Source organism: Nostoc sp. (genome assembly GCF_035638895.1).
Lineage (GTDB): Bacteria > Cyanobacteriota > Cyanobacteriia > Cyanobacteriales > Nostocaceae > Nostoc.
On sequence record NZ_DASQZC010000299.1, the window covers coordinates 16,992 to 37,835 of the forward strand.

General features: G+C 40.5%; 7 protein-coding genes and 2 pseudogenes. 5 read left to right on the forward strand and 4 right to left on the reverse strand.

All coding sequences use genetic code 11. From position 1 onward, the window contains the following. Positions 1–7 precede the first annotated feature (7 nt). The gene (locus tag VE944_RS14580; RefSeq protein ID WP_324978156.1) at positions 8–7,822 is read right to left on the reverse strand and encodes a non-ribosomal peptide synthetase; all 7,815 of its coding nucleotides are present in this window, start codon (positions 7,820–7,822) and stop codon (positions 8–10) included. A 1-nt stretch (position 7,823) separates the two neighbouring features. Continuing rightward, positions 7,824–14,516, reverse strand: coding sequence for a non-ribosomal peptide synthetase (locus tag VE944_RS14585; RefSeq protein WP_324978157.1), 6,693 nt, complete (start codon positions 14,514–14,516; stop codon positions 7,824–7,826). A 496-nt stretch (positions 14,517–15,012) separates the two neighbouring features. Here VE944_RS14585 and VE944_RS14590 point away from each other — a divergent pair. Beyond that, positions 15,013–15,150: pseudogene (locus VE944_RS14590) on the forward strand (IS4 family transposase); the annotation flags it as partial. Between the two features lie 89 nt (positions 15,151–15,239). On the opposite strand, the gene VE944_RS14595 reads toward VE944_RS14590, so the two are convergent. After that, positions 15,240–16,316 carry an iron-siderophore ABC transporter substrate-binding protein gene (locus tag VE944_RS14595; RefSeq protein ID WP_324978159.1) on the reverse strand — a complete coding sequence of 359 codons (1,077 nt, stop codon included), beginning with the start codon at positions 16,314–16,316 and terminating at the stop codon, positions 15,240–15,242. Positions 16,317–16,906: 590 nt separating this feature from the next. Here VE944_RS14595 and VE944_RS14600 point away from each other — a divergent pair. Next, the gene (locus tag VE944_RS14600) at positions 16,907–17,131 is read left to right on the forward strand and encodes an MbtH family protein (RefSeq protein ID WP_324978161.1); all 225 of its coding nucleotides are present in this window, start codon (positions 16,907–16,909) and stop codon (positions 17,129–17,131) included. Positions 17,132–17,408: 277 nt separating this feature from the next. Here VE944_RS14600 and VE944_RS14605 read toward each other — a convergent pair. Beyond that, a pseudogene (locus VE944_RS14605) lies at positions 17,409–17,711 on the reverse strand (penicillin acylase family protein); the annotation flags it as partial. A 222-nt stretch (positions 17,712–17,933) separates the two neighbouring features. On the opposite strand from VE944_RS14605, the gene VE944_RS14610 reads away from it, so the two are divergent. From VE944_RS14610 to VE944_RS14620, 3 genes are read left to right on the forward strand one after another with little or no spacing between them, the layout of a single operon-like run. Next, positions 17,934–18,965, forward strand: a complete 1,032-nt coding sequence (locus VE944_RS14610; protein ID WP_324978163.1) for a FecCD family ABC transporter permease — start codon at positions 17,934–17,936, stop codon at positions 18,963–18,965. Beyond that, positions 18,962–20,002: a FecCD family ABC transporter permease gene (locus VE944_RS14615; protein WP_324978165.1), complete on the forward strand. Its 1,041-nt coding sequence runs from the start codon at positions 18,962–18,964 to the stop codon at positions 20,000–20,002. Before VE944_RS14610 ends, VE944_RS14615 begins: the two co-directional genes overlap by 4 nt. Before the next feature lie 18 nt (positions 20,003–20,020). Then, positions 20,021–20,842: an ABC transporter ATP-binding protein gene (locus tag VE944_RS14620; RefSeq protein ID WP_324978167.1), complete on the forward strand. Its 822-nt coding sequence runs from the start codon at positions 20,021–20,023 to the stop codon at positions 20,840–20,842. Positions 20,843–20,844: the final 2 nt, after the last annotated feature.

The window sequence follows — 20,844 nt, forward strand, 5'->3', positions numbered from 1 at the left end:
TTATTCCTCAACTTTCAGTGACAACAATATTAATTGCTTTTCGCTTAATCACACTTAATTTTTGTTGATATTTATCTTTTCGCTTTTCTTCTTGACTTAACTGATGTTCTTTGTCTGATTTGTTGATAATTTCTTCTATCTCACTTAATTTCATAGCAGGGTCTACAACAATTTGAGACAAAATTGTTTCAAAGCTATTTAGTAATCTGGCTATGCTATTTGCATCAAATAAGTCTTTGTTATATTTTAATAACCCAACTATTCCTTGCTCTGTATCTGTTAATTCCAGCAGCAGATCAAATCTGGCGATCGCATTTTCTAAATCATCTAAACGAGTCAATGTTAAATCTGAAAGCTCTAAAGGATGTGTGGGAGCATTTTGGAGGAGAAACTTGACTTGAAATAGAGGAGTCTGGTTTAAATCTCTTTTGGGATTAAGAGTGCTAACTAACTTCTCAAATGGTAAATCTTGGTGAGCATAAGCTTCTAGGCAAACTTTACGTACTTGTTGTAAATATTCGCTAAAACTGGGATTATCAGATAGGTGACTACGCAATACTAATTGATTAACAAAAAAACCAATTAAATTTTCTGTTTCAATTATATTACGATTGGCAATATCAGTACCAACAACAATATCTTTGCCGCCTGTATACCAATACAGTAAAACATTAAATGCTCCAAGTAGCGTCATAAATAATGTCATTCCAAGACTATTACTTAGCTTCTTAATCGCTTGTGATAATGTCTTAGAAAGTTTCAAGGTTTGCCGCTTCTCCTGAGAACTTTTCAGTTCTGAAATTTGACGAATTCTAGGTAATTGCAAAACTGGTAAATTGTCTCCTAATTGCTTTTTCCAGTATGTAAGTAAGGTATCAAGTACTTCACCCTGTAACCAGCTTTTTTGCCAAGTAGCAAAGTCTGCATACTGGATATTCATCTCTGTAAGTGGTGAAGGTTGACCACTAGAAAACGCTTCGTAAAGTGCTGACAATTCCCGGATAAATACTCCTTCTGACCACGCATCAGAGATAATATGATGCATCGTTACCAACAATATATACTCTTTAGTGTTCAATCGTAAAAGAGTTAAGCGTAACAAGGGAGCTTGGGTTAAATCAAATACTTGTTGATAATCCGCTAATCTTAATCTTTCTACTTCTGCTTTTTGTTGAGTGTGAGGTAAATTTTGCAAGTCTACTATTTGCAAGGGTATATCTAGAATAGGAGTAATAATTTGGACTGGTTGACCATTTGAAATTTGGAAACAAGTTCGTAATATTTCATGTCTTTGCACTATTTCATTAATAGTTTGCTCTAAAGCTATTAAGTTGAGTGAACCTTGTAGTAGTACTGCGCTAGAACCATTATAAATACATGAAGTTGGATCTAATTGATGCAAAAACCATAATCTATTTTGTGCAAAAGATAAGGGTAATTCTGTCTCTCTTGCAACACGTTCAAGTGATAAATTAGAATTAGCTGATAGCTTTTTAGAATCAATGATTTTGGCTATTTTTACAATCGATGGAAATTCAAAAAATTGGCGGAGTGGTAAATCTACATCAAATATTTTATTAATGCGGGATGTAATTTGAGTAGCTAAGAGTGAGTGTCCACCCAATTCAAAAAAGTTGTCGTTTATGCCGATTTTTTCTAAGCCAAGTACTTGCATCCAGATAATCGCTAACTGTTTTTCAACAAGCGTCCGAGGAGCAACAAAGGTTTCTTCAAATTCTGGGCGTATTGTATCAAGTGCGGGTAATGCTTTGCGATCAACCTTACCATTAGGCGTGAGCGGTAGTACCTCTAATATTACAAAAGCCCCTGGTATCATGTAGCTTGGCAACTTTGATTCCAAAAAGCTCCGTAGTTCAGAAATTGCCAATGTTTGCTCAATTTGAGGAACTAGATATGCGACTATTATTTGAGAATCTCTCAAATCATTATGTACTACAGCTATAGTTTCTCGAACTTTAGGATGTTGGCTGATTACTGCTTCAATTTCTCCTAGTTCAATGCGAAAACCACGGACTTTTACTTGCTGGTCAATACGACCGATGTACTCTATTTCTCCATTTGGTAAATAGCGGGCTAAATCTCCAGTTTTATACAAACGCGTAGCTTTTGTACTAAATGGGTTAGGTATAAATTTCTCTGCTGTCAGGTCAGGAAGGTTGAAATAGCCTCGTGCGAGTCCATCCCCACCTATATGCAATTCTCCTGCAACACCTACAGGAACTAACTGCCTGTATTGGTCTAGGATGTAAAGTTGCGTATTAGCGATCGCACCACTAATCGGTACAATAGTACTACCATTTTCTACCTGAGATGCTGCTGACCAAATCGTGGTTTCTGTCGGGCCGTACATATTCCACAAAGAGGCGCATCGATGCAATAATTGATTGGCTAATTGTCCAGGTAAAGCTTCTCCACCACAGAGGATTTTTAATTGCTTATTAGCATCCCAACCTGCTGCTAGAAGTAGTTGCCAAGTCGCTGGTGTGGCTTGCATAACTGTAGCTTTTGAGTCTGTCAGTTTTGCTGACAACTGTGTTCCGTCTGAGGCAACTTCCCGACTAACGATTACTAAACAACCACCAACTATGATTGGTAGAAAAAGTTCTAGCGCCGCAATATCAAAGGAATATGTTGTTACCGCTAGTAAAGTATCTTCATGGGTTAATCCTGGTGTTTGCCTCATGGAGTACAAAAAGTTGCTCAAAGCAGTGTGGGGAATTTGTACGCCTTTTGGTTTACCTGTTGAACCAGAAGTATAGATGACATAAGCTAGATTGTCAGTAGTTAGCTCAGATAATAAATTTTCTTTGCTCTGTTGTGCAATGTTGTGCCAATGTGTATCAAAACAAACAACTTGAGCTTTATGTTGCGGCATTGTTTCTACAAGTGAGGCTTGAGTTAGCAGCACTGACACTTGGGCATCTTCTAATACAAATGCCAATCGCTCTTGAGGATAACTAGGGTCTAGTGGAATGTATGCTCCACCTGCTTTGAGGATAGCTAATAGTCCGATGACCATAGAGAGTGATCGCTCTACACAAATCCCCACTAATACCTCTGATTTTACTCCCAGCGATCGCAAATGATGCCCTAGTTGATTTGCTCTGCTGTTCAGTTCTTGATAAGTAAGTTGTTCTTTCTCAAATACCACCGCCACAGCATCGGGTGTTTTTTCTACTTGCGCTTCAAATAACTGATGAATGCATTGATGTTGAGGATATTCCTCTTCCGTATCATTCCACTCTATAAGCAACTGATGTCGCTCAAATTTTGTCAATATTGGTAGCTCCGATAAACGCTGCTTTGAATTAGCAACAATTCCTTCAAGCAACGTTTGCAAATGCGCTACCATTCTTTGTATAGAACTTTCCTTGAATAAATCAGTATTGTATTCTAAATTACCCAATAAACCATCAACTGTTTCAGTTAGATATAGGGTCAAATCCAACTTCGCAGTATGACTATTGCTTTCTAAAGGGCTTAAAGTTAAACCAGGCAACTTTAAAGCAGATATCGGCGTATTCTGAAGTACAAACATCACTTGAAATAGTGGTGTATGACTCAAATCTCGCTGTGGTTGCAGTTCTTCAACTAACAACTCAAAAGGTAAATCCTGGTGTGCATAAGCTCCTAAAGCTACTTCTCGCACCCGTTTTAGTAATTCTTCAAAGCTGGGATTTCCTACTAAGTTAGTCCGCAGTACTAAAGTATTGACAAAAAATCCAATTAGCCCTTCTATCTCTGCTCGGTTGCGGTTAGCGATAGGCGAACCAACCACAATATCTTCGCTGCCTGTGTAACGCCATAGCAATGTTTGAAAAGCTGCCAACAGAGTCATAAATAAGGTACTTCCCTGTTGCTGGCTGAATTTATTTAAAGCAACAGAGAGTTTATCAGATAGGTTGAATGAGTAGGTCGAACCCCGGAAGGTCTGAATTGCTGGTCTGGGATAATCAGTGGGTAACTCTAAGACTTTTGGCGCATTTGCTAACTGCTTGAGCCAGTAAGATGTCTGATTTTTGAGTACTTCTCCTTGCAGCCATTGTCGTTGCCAAGCCGCAAAGTCTACATACTGTATTGGTAGTTCAGGTAACGGTGACGGTTGTCCATCACAGAAAGCTTGATAAAGTGTTGCTAACTCCCTCACAAGTACATCTATTGACCAACCGTCAGAGACGATGTGGTGCATTGTCAATAATATTATGTGTTCTTCTTGACCAAGACGTAATAATTTCACTCTCAACAGCAAGTCGTTTTTGAGATCAAAAGCTTTTTGTGCTTCTTGAGAAACCTGTTTTTTGACTTCGGCTTCTTGTTGGTTTAAAGATAGCTCGCTAATATCCAATACTGGTAATATTAATGACATTACCTCATGGATGACAGCGATCGCTTGCCCTTCTATTGTTTGAAAATTGGTTCGCAGGGCTTCATGACGGTTGATAATCTCGTTAAAACTTTGTTGCAGTAACTCTACATTCAATTGTCCCTCTAGGCGAACAGCAGCAGATATATTGTAGAAGGAACTATTTGGCTCTAATTGGGACAGAAACCATAACCGTTGTTGAGCAAATGATAGCGGTAACTCTAGCGATCGCACAATCCGCTCAATATTCGTTACCTCAACTCCTGAGTCTACCTTAATTGCTTTTTCAATTTCTTTTGCTAACCCAGCTATTGTTGGTTTTTCAAACAAATAACGTAAAGGAAGCTCTACTTGAAACACTTGCCGGATTCGGGAAATTACGCGAGTGGCGATTAAGGAATGACCACCTAGTTCAAAGAAATTATTATCAATACCTACTTTTTCAATACCAAGTACTTCTGCCCAAATACCTGCTAATAAATTCTCAATTGGTGTGGAAGGAAGAATAATATTCGATGATGATATCTGTGTTAATTCAGGAATAGGTAGTGCTTTTCGGTCAACCTTACCATTAGGTGTAAGTGGGAGTGCCTCTAATATGACAAAAGCCCCTGGTATCATGTAGCTTGGCAACTTTGACTCCAAAAAGCCGCTTAGTTCAAGAATCGTCAATGTTTGCTCTTTTTGAGTAACTACATAAGCAACTAAACGCTTAGAATCTTCTGAATCTTCACCTACAACAACTACAGTTTCTTGGACTGCTGGGTGTTGGTTGATGAATGCTTCAATTTCTCCCAATTCAATCCGAAAACCACGGACTTTTACTTGATGGTCAATGCGACCGATGTACTCTATTTCTCCATTTGCTAAATAACGAGCTAAATCCCCAGTTTTATAGAGACGCGCTGCTGCTTCATTGCTAAAGGGGTTGGGGATAAATTTTTCTGCTGTCAAGTCCGGGCGGTTTAAGTAACCTCTACCTACTCCCACACCACTAATATAAACTTCACCCATTACACCTACAGCAACAGGATTTAGCTCCCTATTAAGCAAATAAATCTGGATATTTGCAATTGGACGTCCGATGGGAACTGTCTTTTGGTTGGCAATACTATCTTTGCACTGCCAAAAAGTGACATCTACAGCAGCTTCTGTTGGGCCGTAGAGATTATGGAGTTGGGCATCAAATTGATTAAAGAAGCGTTTTTGAAGTTGAGCAGACAATGCTTCACCGCTTGCAATCACCCGCACCAAAGACTGACATTTTTCCAAACCTTTTGCTTCCAAAAACACTTGTAGCATTGATGGTACAAAATGTAAGGTTGTAATTTGCTGCTCTGTGATTAAGTTGACTAAATAGTTAGGATCTCGATGCCCTTCTGGTTGAGCAACAATTAAACGTGCACCTGCGATCAACGACCAGAAAAATTCCCATACAGATACGTCAAAACTGAAAGGAGTTTTTTGCAACACACTATCTGCTGCTGTTAATTGGTACGCGTCCTGCATCCACAGTAAGCGATTGCAGATTCCCCGATGGGTATTCATTGCACCTTTTGGTTTACCTGTAGAACCGGAGGTGTAGATGACGTAAGCAAGGTTATCACAAGTAATGTTACACGCAGGATTTCCTGTGTTTTGACCGACACTTAGTCCCCAATTGCCATCAATGTAAACTACTTTAGCTTTGTGAGTTGATAGACTTTCTACTAGGTGCTGTTGAGTTAATAACACGCTTGGTTGAGAGTCTTTTAACATATAAGCCAATCGCTCTTGAGGATAACTAGGGTCTAGTGGGATGTATGCACCACCTGCTTTCAGGATGGCTAATAGTCCGATGACCATTTCAAGCGATCGCTCTACGCAAATCCCAACTAATATCTCTGGTCTTACTCCCAGCGATCGCAAATGATGTGCCAGTTGATTCGCTTTGGCGTTCAGTTCCCCATAGGTCAATTGTTGGTCTTCAAACACCACCGCCACAGCATTGGGTGTTTTTTCTACTTGCGCTTCAAATAACTCATGGATGCATTGCTGTTGAGGATATTCAATCTGAGTATCATTCCACTCCACAAGCAACTGATGTCGCTCAGTTTCCGTCAACAGCGACAACTCACAAAGACGTTGCTCTGTCTTTGTTACCATACCCTCTAACAAAGTCTGCAAATGTCCTAGCATCCGGGTGATAGTGTCAGTGTCGAAGCGATCGCTATCATCACAAGTAATCTTGAGCAACAACTCTTCACCTGGAATCACAGTTAGAGTTATCGGATAGCTAGTCTTTTCAAAGCTATGAAAATCCTTGATCTCAAAATTTAGATCGCTCTGCCGTAAGGAAACATCTATAGGATAGTTCTCAAAAACGACAATACTCTCGAACAAAGATAAATCTTTGGGAACTTCGCTGCATCCTTGGATTTTCACTAACGGAGTATACTCGTACTCACGCGCTTCAACTAGTTGCTCTTTGATTTTCTGAAGCCAAGGCAAAAGAAATTCTTCAGGTGATACTTGTACTCTAATCGGCAGTGTGTTAATCAACAGCCCTACCATAGACTCAACTTTAGCTAAAGTAGGGGGACGACCAGAAGTTACTGCCCCAAAAACTACATCCTCCTGACCACTGTAGCGGCTCAATAATAAAGCCCAAGCTCCCTGTACTAGAGTGTTTAACGTTAACTGGTATTGCTTTGCTACAAATTGTAATCCTGCTGTTGTGACTACAGAAAGCTTAACTTCTTGCTCATTAGAGCCATCTGTTTGAGCTACTAATTTTATAGCTGCTTTATTTACCAATAGCTGTGTTGGAGTAGTAAAACCTTTAAGCGTCTGTCGCCAGAAAGCCTCAGCCTCAGATAGGTTTTGTTGCTGTAGCCAAACAATGTAATCCCGATATGGGCGAATGGGTTCTAGGTAAACATCTTGAGTATTGCAAAAAGCTTTATAACAAGCAAAGACTTCCTTAAAAATCAAGGGAACAGACCACCCATCTAACAACAGATGATGATGGCTCCAGGTAAAGTTATAGGAGATATCCGAAAGTTGAACTAGTGTTAGGCGCATCAATGGTGGCTGCGTCAGTTCAAAGCCTCTGGAGCGATCGCTTTGCCACAAAAGTTCTAACTTTTGTTGTTGTTCTTCTGAGGAGAGATGCTGCCAATCATATTCCTGCCAAGGTAGTGTCACCTCTCGATGCACAATTTGTACCGGTTCTTTTAAACCTTCCCAAACAAAGCAGGTTCGTAGAATTGAATGTCGTTCTACAACGTACTCCCATGCGCGATGGAATTCTGAAATGTTGAGCTTTCCTTGGAGAGTCAAACTAAATTGTTCAAAATAGATGCCAGATTTAGGGGCTGCAAGACTATGGAAGAGAATGCCCTGCTGCATGGGCGAGAGAGGATAAAAGTCTTCAATGTTTTTGTTTTTCACGCTCATCTTAAATATCTCCCATAGCTGCTGTAATAGCATCGAGATCGGCTTGATCCCATTGGCTTTGCTTAAATTCAGCGAAATCGGAAGGGGTAACACCACCTGCATCATAAGACTGACAATGAGCAATCAGCGATCGCAATGCCTCAATAAACCTTTGAGCAAGTCCCTCAATCGTGCTTTGCCGATGCAACTCCTTGCTGTAAGTCCAACTCATTTGCAGATGTCCCTGATAAATACCACTGTTAATTTCTAATAAGTGAGTTCGTTTATTTCGCAAACTGTGACTTGAACCACTTAAACCCTGTACTAAGCTAAATAAAGATGATTCTGGTAAAACTTGATCAAACTGTCCTAAATAGTTAAAAATTACTTCAGGCTTTGACAAAGAAAATTGTTCACTTATTTCCTTATTTTCATTAATATACCGCAGTAATCCATAGCCAATGCCTTGATTTGGAATTGCTCGAATCTGCTCTTTAATCGACTTCAAAGCTTTTCCTAGATCGTTAGTATTTTCCAGATTGAGGTGTACGGGAAAAATACTTGTAAACCAACCTACAGTCCTCGATAAATCCACATTCTCGAATATTTCTTCTCGCCCATGTCCTTCTAAGTCAATTAGTAGCGAAGTTTCTCCCGTCCACTGGTGAAATGTTTGGATCAGTGCTGTTAACAATACATCATTAATTTGTGTTCGATAAGCTGCTGGCACTTGTTGCAGCAAACTTTGAGTTTCTTCTATGGATAATGATACTGATACAATAGAAGCCGTTTCTTCTATATTGTTTCCACCCGGAAAATCTATTGGTATCGACGAAACAGTTTGATGCTGTGTTGTCAGCCAGAATTCTAGCTCTGAAAGCAGTGCTGAAGATTGAGCATATTTTTGTAAACAGCTAGACCATTGTTTATAAGAAGTAGTTTTGGGTGGCAACTTTATAGTTTTGCCCTGACTAATTTGTTGGTAAGCTGTTTGAAAATCTTCAATTAAAATTCTCCAAGAGACACCATCAACAACTAAATGGTGAATAATCCAAAGCAAGCGGTTAGGTTGATTTTCACCTAAATTAAAAAGAGCAACTTGGAATAACGGCCCTTGTGACAGATTTAAGCTGGCTTGCAGTTTAGTGGCTGCTGCTTCGATTGCTGCTGCTTGTTTATCTTTTGACAGCCCGGAAAAATCGAAGTATGCCAGTGGCATCACATCATCAGGACTAGCAAACAGTGCTTGAGTACTAAATTTCTCCTGTAGAAATCGTAAACGTAGGACATCATGATGATTTTGTAGAGACTCTATGATTTTCTCTAAGATTACAAGGTCAATTTTTTGCTTGCTTTCTAATAATACCGACTGATTCCAGTGGTGTGGTTCTGGTTGATGTTGCTCAAAAAACCAGTGCTGAATGGGTGTTAGCTCTAGAAAACCAGTCACTGCCATCTGCTCGGCTTCAATTTTTTTAGTTATTCCAGCTATAACTGCTAATTGAGCGATGGTTTGATGTTGAAACAATTGCTTAGGAGTCAGACTTAGCCCTATTTGGTTGGCTTTAAATATTACTTGAAGACTAAGAATAGAATCGCCACCTAATCTAAAAAAGTTGTCGTTTCTACCTATTTTTTCTAAGCCTAATACCTCTGCCCAAATAGCAGCTAATTGTTTTTCAATAGTGGTTTGTGGTGCAACAAAGGTTTCTTCAAGTTCTGGACGTACCGTATTAGGAATAGGTAGTGCTTTACGGTCAACTTTACCATTCGGCGTGAGCGGTAGTGCCTCCAAGATCACAAAAGCTGCTGGTATCATATAGCTTGGCAACTTTGCCTCCAAGAAGCCGCGCAGTTCAGTAATTGTCAGTGTTTGTCCTTTTTGAGGAACTACATAAGCGACTAAACGTTTAGAATTTACGGAATCTTGACTTACGACAACTACAGTTTCTCGAACAGCTAAGTGTTGATTGAGTAAGACTTCTACTTCACCTAATTCAATGCGAAAACCCCGAATTTTAACTTGATGGTCGATGCGTCCGATAAATTCCAAGTTGCCATCAGGTAGATAACAAACTAAGTCGCCTGTCTTATAAAGACGCGCTCCTGGTTCTGTAGTGTAAGGATTAGGGATAAACTTTTCTGCTGTTAATTCCGGTCGGTTGCAGTAACCTCTTGCTACACCCACACCTCCAATGTACAATTCGCCAGGAGTTCCTACAGGCAGGAGTTGTAGATAGGGGTCGAGGACGTAAGTTTGGACTTGGGGAATGGCTCTACCAATCGTTACTTCGCCAGATGTCGATACTGATAAGTCACAGAGGGTTGCTACGATTGTTGTTTCTGTTGGGCCGTAGCTGTTGACAAGGCGTACCCGTTGATTAACCTGTTGCTGCCACATTATCAGGTGTTTTCTGTCGGCTCTTTCGCCTCCAATAATCACTAATCGTAGGGAATCGGGAAGTGCCAAATTTGCTGTTGCTAATTCAGCAGTGATTTGATGCCAAAAGGCGGTAGGCAAATCAAGGACGGTTATCCCCCAATCATGACACTGCTGTAAAAATTGAGGTGTCGAACTTAATGTCTCATCTGTACGCAATATGAGAGCAGCACCACAGATTAGACAGGGAAAGATTTCTTCGGCAGCTGTATCAAAGCTGATGGAAGCGAATTGCAGTATGCGTTGGCTTTGCCCGCCGTCAGCATCGCTTGTTTTGATCTCAAATTTTATAGATGCAGTATTGATATAGCAAGCCAAAGAGCGATGCTGAATCATTACCCCTTTGGGTGTTCCCGTTGAACCAGATGTATAAATTAGATAGGCGAGGTTGTCAAGTTGTGTCTGATGAATTGGGTTTTCCTGGCTTTCCTGAGAAATGGCTTGCCAGTCTGTATCTACGCAAATTACCTGTGATTGCTGTTCAGCAAGTGTGTTCAATTTTACTGAAGAGGTTAGTAAAACTGATACTTGGGCATCCTTTAACATCAAAGTGAGTCGTTCTTTTGGATAGGCCGGATCTAGAGGCAGATATGCCCCTCCGGCTTTGAGTATTGCCAAAAGTCCGATAATCATCTCTAAAGAGCGTTCTATGCATATTCCCACTAAAACTTCTGGTTTGACTCCGAAGTTTTTGAGGTAGTGCGCTAGTTGATTTGCTCGCTGATTTAATTCTCTGTAGGTTAAATGCTGATTTTGAAATACCACTGCAACTGCATTTGGTGTCCGTTCTACCTGCGCTTCAAATTGTTGATGAATGCATTCTTGAGAATTGGGAATTTGAGATTTATTTGTACTAATTTCTAGTAACTCATGATGATCTGCGGCGCTCAAAAGTGGTAAGTTGGATAGCCGAGCTTGAGGATTAACAGCAATGCCTGAAAGCAAATTCTGAAAGTGTCTCAGCATTTTAGTGATGGTAACAGCATCAAATAGGTCAGTATTATACTCAAATGATGCCATCACTCGTTCTTTAGTAATCTCAATAGACAGGCTCAAATCAAACTGCGCTGTTTTGGTTTCTATTTTTAATAAGCTCAATGCCAAACCAGGCATTTCTGGTAACTGCGAGTAATCTTGGACATTGAACATAACTTGGAAAAGCGGCGTTTGACTGGTATGCCGTTCTGGCTGTACTGCTTCTACAATTTGGTCGAAGGGCAAATCTTGGTGTGTATAGGCTCCTAAAGCTACTTTTTTTACCCGCGTCAGCAACTCGTCAAAAGTCGGGTTACCGCCCATATCTGTACGTAGCACCAATGTATTGACAAAAAAGCCAATTAACTGTTTGATTTCATCACGGTTACGGTTAGCGATCGCTGTTCCTACAGCAATATCATCTTGACCAGTATAACGATAAAGAAAAGTCTGAAATGCTGCCAATAGCAACATGAATAAAGTTGCACCTTCTTGACGAGCGATCGCCTTTAATTGCTCAATGACTTTTTCAGGCAATTCGATAGATTCTTGAGCGCCGTGTGAAGTTTGCACTATCGGTCGTGGTCGATCAGTCGGTAGTTGTAATGCGGCTGGGATACCTTCAAGTTGTTGCTTCCAGTAAGAGAGTTGCGTTTGCAGAATTTCCCCTTGTAACCATTGTCGCTGCCAGTGTGCAAAATCTTTGTATTGGGCAGAGACTTCGGGTAGAGGTGAAAAATTTCTAGTTAAGAATGCTTTGTACAATAATGCTATCTCTTGTAAAAATACCTCAACAGACCAGCCATCAGAGATTATGTGGTGCATCTCAAGCAAAAGAACATGCTCTTGCTGTGCTAGGCGCAAAAGTTTAGCACGTAACAATGGCCCCTGTACTAGGTCAAAAGGTTGTTGGCTTTGTTGAGTCAACAATTGCTGGACTGCGCCATTTTGATAATCTATTACTGATAAAGATAATTTTAAAGAAGAAGCAATAATTTGAACCGATTGTCCGTTGACTGTAGAAAAAGTGGTTCTTAGAGTTTCATGTCGCTGAATAACTTCATTCAGACTTTGTTCTAGTAGAGTAACTTCAAGCTGACCTTTAAGATTAACAGCTAAAGAAATATTGTAAGCTGGGTTGCCTGGTTCTAAACGATCGAGGAACCATAGTCGTCGTTGGGCAAAAGATAGGGGATAAACTTCGGCTTTCTGGACTTGGGTGAGGGATATTGATGGTATTGCGTCTGCTGTGAGTTGAGTCAGAAGCTTCGTGACAAGCGATCGCGTACTCATTCCTTCAAAAAAGTCTGCTACGGATACTTCTACCTCCAAATCAATCTCAATCCGGTTTTTCAACTCAAATACTTTTAAAGAATCAAGTCCAAGCGTGCTTAATGGTTCTTGTGGATTAATATCATCCGGTGCGATGGAAAGTACTCCCGCCAAAAGTTCAATCAGATATGACTCTAAAATCGGTTGACACTCCCTTGGGGAAAGCGCCAAAAGTTCAGAACGTTGTAATTGAGTTTCTTTTCTGGCAATATCACTAATCTTGAGAATGTCACTTTCAACTACATTCAGTTCACCATTCTCAAACTGAGCGCGAGTTGCACGACGTTGAATCTTACCGCTAGAAGTTTTAGGTATACTACCTGGTTTAATTAAAACCACACCATAAACTTGTACTTCATGTTCTTCAGTAATTGATTGTCGAATTGCACTAGCTACTTCTGCTAAATTTGGCTTGGCGCGAAACTCTAATTCTTGTACAACGAAGAGCCTTTGTTCGTTGTTAACCTCTACTGTAAATGCTGCATTAGCACCGGAACGTAAGGATGAATGGCTGCGTTCTGCGGTTAATTCGATATCTTGCGGGTAAAGATTGCGACCGCGAATAATAATTAAATCTTTTGCTCTACCTGTAATGAAAAGCTCACCATTGTCCAAAAAGCCTAAGTCACCAGTCCGTAAAAACGGCCCTTCTTTTGTGTCTTTCAGATAGGCGTGAAATGTTTGCTCTGTTTCTTCTGTTCGATTCCAGTAACCCTGACCTACGCTCAGTCCAGATACCCAGATTTCGCCAACTTCATCTGATGAACAGCGAGTTAATGTTTCAGGATTAACAATGACAATCTGCTGTTGAGGAATAATTTCACCACAACTGACAAAGCTTTGGATATCTTGATTGTCGGTAGTTGCTTCGACTATCTGGTTCTGTGAAAGTGCAGATTTATCTACAGTTTTTACTTGAGCTAAGGCTGTTTTGATCCCACCAGAAACTATCAAAGTTGCTTCGGCCATGCCGTAACAGGGGTAGAATGCTTCCTGACGAAAGCCACACTCTGCAAAGGTAGTCGCAAATAGTTCAAGAGTATCTTGTCGGACTGGTTCAGCACCGTTAAACGCAACACTCCAACTACTTAAGTCGAGAGTTTCTTTTTGTTCTTGAGTAATCCTTTGAACACATTGTTCATAGGCAAAGTTAGGGCCACCACTCGTTGTACCTTTGTAGCGAGAAATTGCTTGCAACCAACGATAAGGTCTTTGCAGAAAAGATGCTGGGGACATTAAGACGCAAGGAAAACCACCATACAGAGGTTGCAAAATCCCACCAATCAAACCCATATCATGGTAAATAGGTAGCCAAGATACAAACTTACTGCTAGGCGAATGTCCCATCATTTGGTAGGTTACGGCGGCGTTGTGCAGCAGATTGCCATGACTGAGCATGACTCCTTTTGGTGTACCTGTAGAACCTGATGTGTATTGCAAAAAGGCTAGGGTATCCTCATTGATTGCGGGTTGTTGCCAAGAATCTTCTATACCCTGTGCTATGTTGTCAGTTGTCAGCCAGTGAAAATTTCCCTGTTTTGTTAGGAGTGTGAGTATTGATTGTAATGTGGGGAGCATTGCTGTTGTGGTGAGAGCAACGCTTACCTGTGCATCTATGCTAATAGCCTGTATTCTGGGCGTTTTACGTTGATTGGAAGGCGGATAAGCTGGAATCGCTACTACCCCAGCATATAGACAACCGAAAAATGCTGTTAGGTAATCCAGTCCAGGAGGATAGAGCAATATGGCACGTTTCCCACTCAAACCAAGAGCTTGGAGTTGAGCTGCTACAGCCCGACTGCGCCGATCCAATTCATGGTAAGTCAGCGTTAATTCCTGAGTCTCTCCATCTTCAAGGAAAGTAAAAGCTTGTGTGTGCGGCATCTGGAAACTGCGATCGCGCAGGATATCAACCATAGTCGCACACTGAGAGGGAATTTCTTGGAAGTTATTGCTAAATTGAGTCATTATTATGCTTCAGGTAATCAGATGCACACAAACAATAGTGGCAAAATTAATCTCACACTTACTCCTGGCTGAACAAGGCTTTGAGCAGTTTTTGTGGGTATCTTAATTTAAAAATCCACTTAAATACAGCTAACCTTAAACTGACATACCTCTTTCTGGCTCAAAGTGCTGCCTTTAGAGGATTATTTAATTGAATTGGTAAAACCCAAAGAGCAGACCTCAATGTTGCACTAGGGAAGACAGGGCGAAATTAGTAAGTCATTTAAGGTTTTATATTGCTAGTAATTTTCATTTAGACTTTCTTACATTACTAGTGATTGTGGCATTTAGCAATACTGTAATTAATAAGGAATAATTATCAATAAGTGAATATGTGTCATTTTAGACTATTTCCAAAATATTCTATGACTTTTGATAGATATCAACGCTTAGTGGTGCAGAAAAGTCCTGAATGCTTGATATATGAGTAATTTTACTGAGGCAAGGGTGACAGAGAAGGGGATTTCATACAGTAATACCTTGGGCTACGTTGTTTTGGCTATTTTTTCGCAAGCATTTGTTTCGTGCAAATGAGGTATATTTGCTTGCAGGAGATGAAGTTGTAGTCACTAAGGCAGGTAAAAAACTTATGGGTTGGATAGTAACTTCTGATCCCTGCCCAGTTTATCAAATTTCTATTTAGCAAGCTTTTTGCCTTTTTACAACCATCGAACTCACGTTAGTTTAAGGTGCGTTGACGAGGTATTTGTAGAGATCATCAAGGACAGCATTTGCAGCAGCTAAACTTGAACCAGTCCAGGTCGAGGAATCAACCAAATAAACATGATTTTTCTGAACAGCATTAAGCTGTTTCCAAAGGGGGCTTTTCTGAATTTTTTCAAAAGTTTCTTTGGCGTTATTGCTAAAGATAGAAACAAATAGCACGTCTCCATCAGCCTTCTCTAGTTCCTCTTCAGAAATACTGAGGCTTCCATAGAAAGCATTAATATTCTGTGCTGTTGGACGCTGTAAGCCAACCGCATCTAGAATAGAACCAGCAAAGGAGTTTTTCACATCACTCTCAACACCACGATTACCAGAAAGTATGTTGATAAATGAAATTTTTTGTCTCTGGTAGCGATTCTCCTTTGGAGAGGCTGCATCAATGCCCAAAGCTATTTTCAAGGTTTCAATTTTTTTGTAGTAATTCTGCCACGCTTCTTTAGCTTCTTTTTCCTTACCTAAAACCTGGGCAACAAAATCAAAGTGCTTTGACCAATCCAGAGGTTCTTCCCATTTTCCCAACACGGTAGGAGCAATTTTTGAAAGTAACGGGTAAACACTCTTGTCAATGTTTTCCCAGCCCAAAATCAAATCTGGCTTGAGCAAAGATATCTTCTCTAGATTAGGTTGAGAAGGCCCCAGAAATTCTATGCCATTGCTGATAAGTAACTTATGATCGTCTGGAAAATAAGTGCTGCCAAGGGGCTTTACTCCCAGAAGAAGGGCATTATTGAGAGTTAAGGCAGATAATGTAATGATACGTTTCGGGGCAGTAGGAATACAAGTTTCACCCATAACGTGCTGAAACTTTTGGCATTCTGCAATGCCCGATTCAATAGGTATTTGAATGTTGTGGCGATCTTTAGGAGTACAGGCTGTGACAAGTAAAAGTCCTATCATGCATAAAAACAGCCAACTGACGAAGCGGCTTATGTATCTTCGTATCTTTCCTTGGTTGTTATAATTGCCAATAAATTGTACCTTGAATGGTAAGGCCTTCTCCAACAAAAAGCCGATTTCGATTGAAAGAACTTTCAAAATAGTCTACCCCGAATAGATTCCTGACATTGAGCAATGCTCTCCAATTTCCATATCTTTGGGTACAGTCAACAAATTGAGACTTGAACCCGGATTTCTCACAAGCCGAAATAAAGATCCGGTTATTTACCTTTATTCAATCTGTTGGAATCTCTGGGATTTATCCCTGCAACTGCTTCACACATTGAGAAGCATTGTATTTTCGTCTGCGATCGCCCCGTAGTCGATTATAGCAATCGCTTATTACTTTCCTGTCTCCAGCACCCCACTTGTTGTTCAATTTGTCAATGTATAAGTTCTGACATAGAAGGACGAAAAAAATGTGAAGTGGGTAGCTTGAACTGTTACCAAATTAATGATAATCTTTATTGTTAAGTAAATTCAGTAGATCAAAAAGTTTTCCAAAGGTCTTACCAGCCCTTTACTTGAGATCGGGAATACAATTCTCTAAAGCAGCTTATAATCTACCTTTTGGCTTAACCTTGTTATGGATTGACTCAAGAGCGATCGCAAATTGTGGGTGCTTTGTGCGATCGCATGGATTATCAAATCTTAGAAAGCATAGCCAATTAAGTAGCAGGAGACAAATTATGTACCAAGACGATAAAGAGGATACAACAATTTACAAAGTTGTAATTAATCATGAAGAACAGTATTCCATTTGGCCTGCTGACCGAGAAAACGCACTCGGCTGGAAGGATGCTGGCAAAAGTGGTTTGAAACAAGAATGTTTAGGTTATATCAAAGAAGTTTGGACTGATATGAGACCACTTAGTCTTCGCAAGAAAATGGAAGAAACTGCTGAGGGTAAATAATAACGAATTTGATTTTTCGTAAAGGTTATTCAAGGTCAAGAGTCGAATGGCACCCTTGTTAAGCGCAAATCCTTAATATGGCTGGATGAGAGGGTGTGAGGGGGTAGGCGTTGCACGGTCAGAATTAAGAAGCAAATAAGACGACTTAATAAGTTAACTCCACCATGCAACCCCACACCCGTACAGCCTCACACCCAGTCATAGCAAGACCTTCACGTTTACAAGCGTGACATTCGGCAGAGGGCTTTTAACTGATCGCCAATGTGGGTGTGGGGCGATCTAGGTTGTGAGTCCAACTTAAGTTGTTGTTGAATGCGATCGCTAATACGGGAATACCTACAAGCGTTGCTCCATAAGCATCAATCCCTGGTGCGGTGATTTGAGCTTCGTACCACAAAAATAAATCTGACTAAGGTACGTGTGGGTTTGCTAACAACATGGCATTCCTATTGACACAATGACTTGGTGCGATCGCACAACCATTAGATCCTGCTTGCAACTTTTCTTTGCTCAGGTTTAATACTTGCTCAGGATTGACCATAAAGGTGAAATTGAGTATCTGATGTAAGTGAGCCATGACATGATATCACTCTATTGAGAAAATATATCAAAGTCTAAAGAGTATCCTTTATTCCGTGTAAAAAATAGTTAAACGGCTACACGATGATATAATCTATATATTTATCAAGAAAGATTATCAACTTTAATGATTACAAAGCTGTTAAATATTATGAGTAGCAATGTACAATCTTTTTCATTTATTTTATTTATTTGAACCACAATTCTGGGTAGGATAGCACAAATGATCAAAGCGGCGATAGTGTCACCGAAACGATTGAAAAAGCCACAAATATCGGCTTTCTTTGGTCTGGCTTTGGCAGTGTGTATGCTCCTTATTTGCTTGGTTTATAGTGTGACGCTAGGTGCAGCAGAAATACCTTTAGACAAGATTTTTACATCTTTTATAGCCTTCGATGGTTCCTACGATCACTTAGTCATTCAGACAGTGAGATTACCGCGATCGCTAATTGCTATTTTTGTAGGTTCAGCCCTTGCTGTATCGGGAGCATTGATGCAGGGTTTGACGCGAAACCCCTTAGCAGATCCAGGTATTTTAGGTATTGAGTCAGGAGCCGCCCTCTTTGTGGTTGTGGCAACTTTTGTTTTTGGCAGTTCATCCCTAAGTATTTACACCTTTGTGGCCTTTTTGGGTGCGGGAGTAACAGCAGTGTTAGTTTACATCCTTGGTTCGCTGGGACGAGGAGGAGCCACCCCACTGAATTTGACGGTAGCGGGAGCCGCCTTAACTGCTCTAATTTCTTCCTTCACCACCGGTATCCTCATTGTTAGTCAACAAACACTCGAACAAGTGAGATTTTGGTTAGCTGGTTCATTATCTGGTCGAGATTTTAATTTATTTTTGCAACTACTGCCTTTTGTCGGCATGGGATTAGTTATAGCTTTTGCCCTCGGCAGACAAATTACCACTATGAGTTTAGGTGAAGATATCGCTAAAGGTTTGGGGCAACAGACAGCTTGGATCAAAATATTTACCGCTATCAGCGTAGTTTTACTAGCAGGAAGTTCCGTTGCTCTTGCCGGGCCAATCGGCTTCATTGGTTTAGTAGTTCCCCATATAGTGAGATTTTATATTAAAGCCGATTATCGTTGGATATTACCTTATTGTGCAGTTTTGGGAGCAATTTTACTTTTAGTTGCAGATATTGCCGCCCGTGTATTGCTCAAACCACAGGAGTTACCTGTAGGTGTAATGACAGCAATAGTTGGCGCTCCTTTTTTTGTCTACCTAGTTAAATCAAAGGTGAAAAAATGAGTTTTGATTGGCTAGTTATTCGTTCCCAGGCGATATCTTTTCGCATCGACCGACGTGTACCAGTCGTATTATTATGTTTGGGGGTAGCGATCGCACTGGCGATGGTGATGAATGTGGCCAAAGGTGAATATCCAATATCGCCTTTGGACATCGTGAAAACTATATTGGGTTTAGATACAGGAAACCCAGACCATCAATTCGTGATTCAAAATCTGCGTTTACCCCGCACCCTTGTGGCTTTTATGGTGGGAATGGCGCTGGCAATTTCAGGTACTATATTTCAAGGACTGACACGCAATCCATTAGCTGATCCTGGTATTATCGGCATCAACGCTGGGGCAAATCTGGCGGCAGTTGGAGTAATTGTACTGTTTCCATCAGCACCAATTTATACTTTACCTGTATCAGCCTTTGCTGGTGCTTTGCTGATGGCGATTTTAATTTACTCACTGGCTTGGAATAACGGTAGTTCCCCGATTCTATTAATTTTAATGGGTATTGGCTTATCTGCGATCGCTAGTGCCATAACCAGCTTGATGATTACTTTTGGGGAAATTTATGACGTTAGTAATGCTTTGGTTTGGTTAGCTGGGAGTGTCTACGGACGGACTTGGGAGCAAGTCTTTTCGTTCTTACCCTGGTTAATTGTTTTTGTCCCAATGGCTTTGACATTGGCCAGACATTTGAACGCTCTAAATTTAGGAGATGATGTCGCCAAAAGTTTAGGTAGTCGGGTGGAATGGGAACGTGGTTTACTCGTGCTGGTGGGTGTAGCCTTAGCAGGTGCAGGAGTCGCCACTGCCGGAAATATTGGTTTTATTGGTTTAATCGCACCCCATTTAGGACGACAGTTGGTAGGTGCAACCCATGAAGGCTTGATTCCTACTTCCGCACTCTTGGGGGGAGTGATTGTTGTGATGGCAGACTTGTTAGGAAGAACGTTGTTTGCACCTATCGAACTTCCTTGTGGGGTGGTAACTGCTGCAATTGGCGCTCCTTATTTTCTTTATTTATTAATTCGTAACCGCAAAAAATAAAGCTGGGAAATATCACTTATGAAAGGACTCTCAACCAAAAGCCTGTCTTTAGCTTACGATGGTACGCTAATTATCCGTGATCTAAATTTGGCAATCCCCACCGGGCAAATTAGTGTTTTAGTTGGTGCTAATGGTTGTGGTAAATCAACGTTATTAAGAGGTTTAGCAAGATTACTTAAACCCCGTAGTGGTACAGTCTATCTTGATGGAACATCTATTTTTAATCTTTCCACCAAAGAAGTAGCACAGCAGTTAGGCATTTTGCCTCAAGGCCCAGTAGCACCGGAAGGGTTAACAGTACAAGATTTGGTAGCACAAGGACGTTACCCTTATCAAAATTGGTCGCAGCAGTGGTCGGCAAAAGATGAAAAAATCGTGCAACAGGCACTCTTAATTACAGACTTGTTGGAATTGGCAGAGAGAGCATTAGATACTTTATCTGGTGGACAACGACAAAGAGCTTGGATTGCAATGGCGTTGGCACAAGACACAGATATTTTACTTTTAGATGAACCGACTACTTTTTTAGATTTGGCGCACCAAATAGAGATTTTAGATTTGTTGTATGAGTTGAATCAAAATCAGGGACGGACAATCGTAATGGTGCTGCATGATTTAAATCAGGCATGTCGTTATGCTGATTATTTAGTTGCAGTTAAAGATGGTCGAATTTTTGCTGCTGGGGAACCAAAACTAGTAATGACTCAAGAAATGGTTCAAGAGGTTTTTGGGTTAGAGTCTCAGATTATTTCTGACCCAGTGATGGGGACACCGATGTGTGTACCGATAGGACGCAAGGGAAAAGTAATAAATAACCAACAAATTTATTTAAATTCCTGATT

What these genes read in the sequence shown, in the direction of transcription:
- VE944_RS14580 (WP_324978156.1), bottom strand. Translation starts at nt 7,822, where the DNA reads ATGAGCGTGAAAAACAAAAACATTGAAGACTTTTATCCTCTCTCGCCC.
- VE944_RS14585 (WP_324978157.1), bottom strand. Translation starts at nt 14,516, where the DNA reads ATGACTCAATTTAGCAATAACTTCCAAGAAATTCCCTCTCAGTGTGCG.
- VE944_RS14600 (WP_324978161.1), top strand. Translation starts at nt 16,907, where the DNA reads ATGTACCAAGACGATAAAGAGGATACAACAATTTACAAAGTTGTAATT.
- VE944_RS14610 (WP_324978163.1), top strand. Translation starts at nt 17,934, where the DNA reads ATGATCAAAGCGGCGATAGTGTCACCGAAACGATTGAAAAAGCCACAA.
- VE944_RS14615 (WP_324978165.1), top strand. Translation starts at nt 18,962, where the DNA reads ATGAGTTTTGATTGGCTAGTTATTCGTTCCCAGGCGATATCTTTTCGC.
- VE944_RS14620 (WP_324978167.1), top strand. Translation starts at nt 20,021, where the DNA reads ATGAAAGGACTCTCAACCAAAAGCCTGTCTTTAGCTTACGATGGTACG.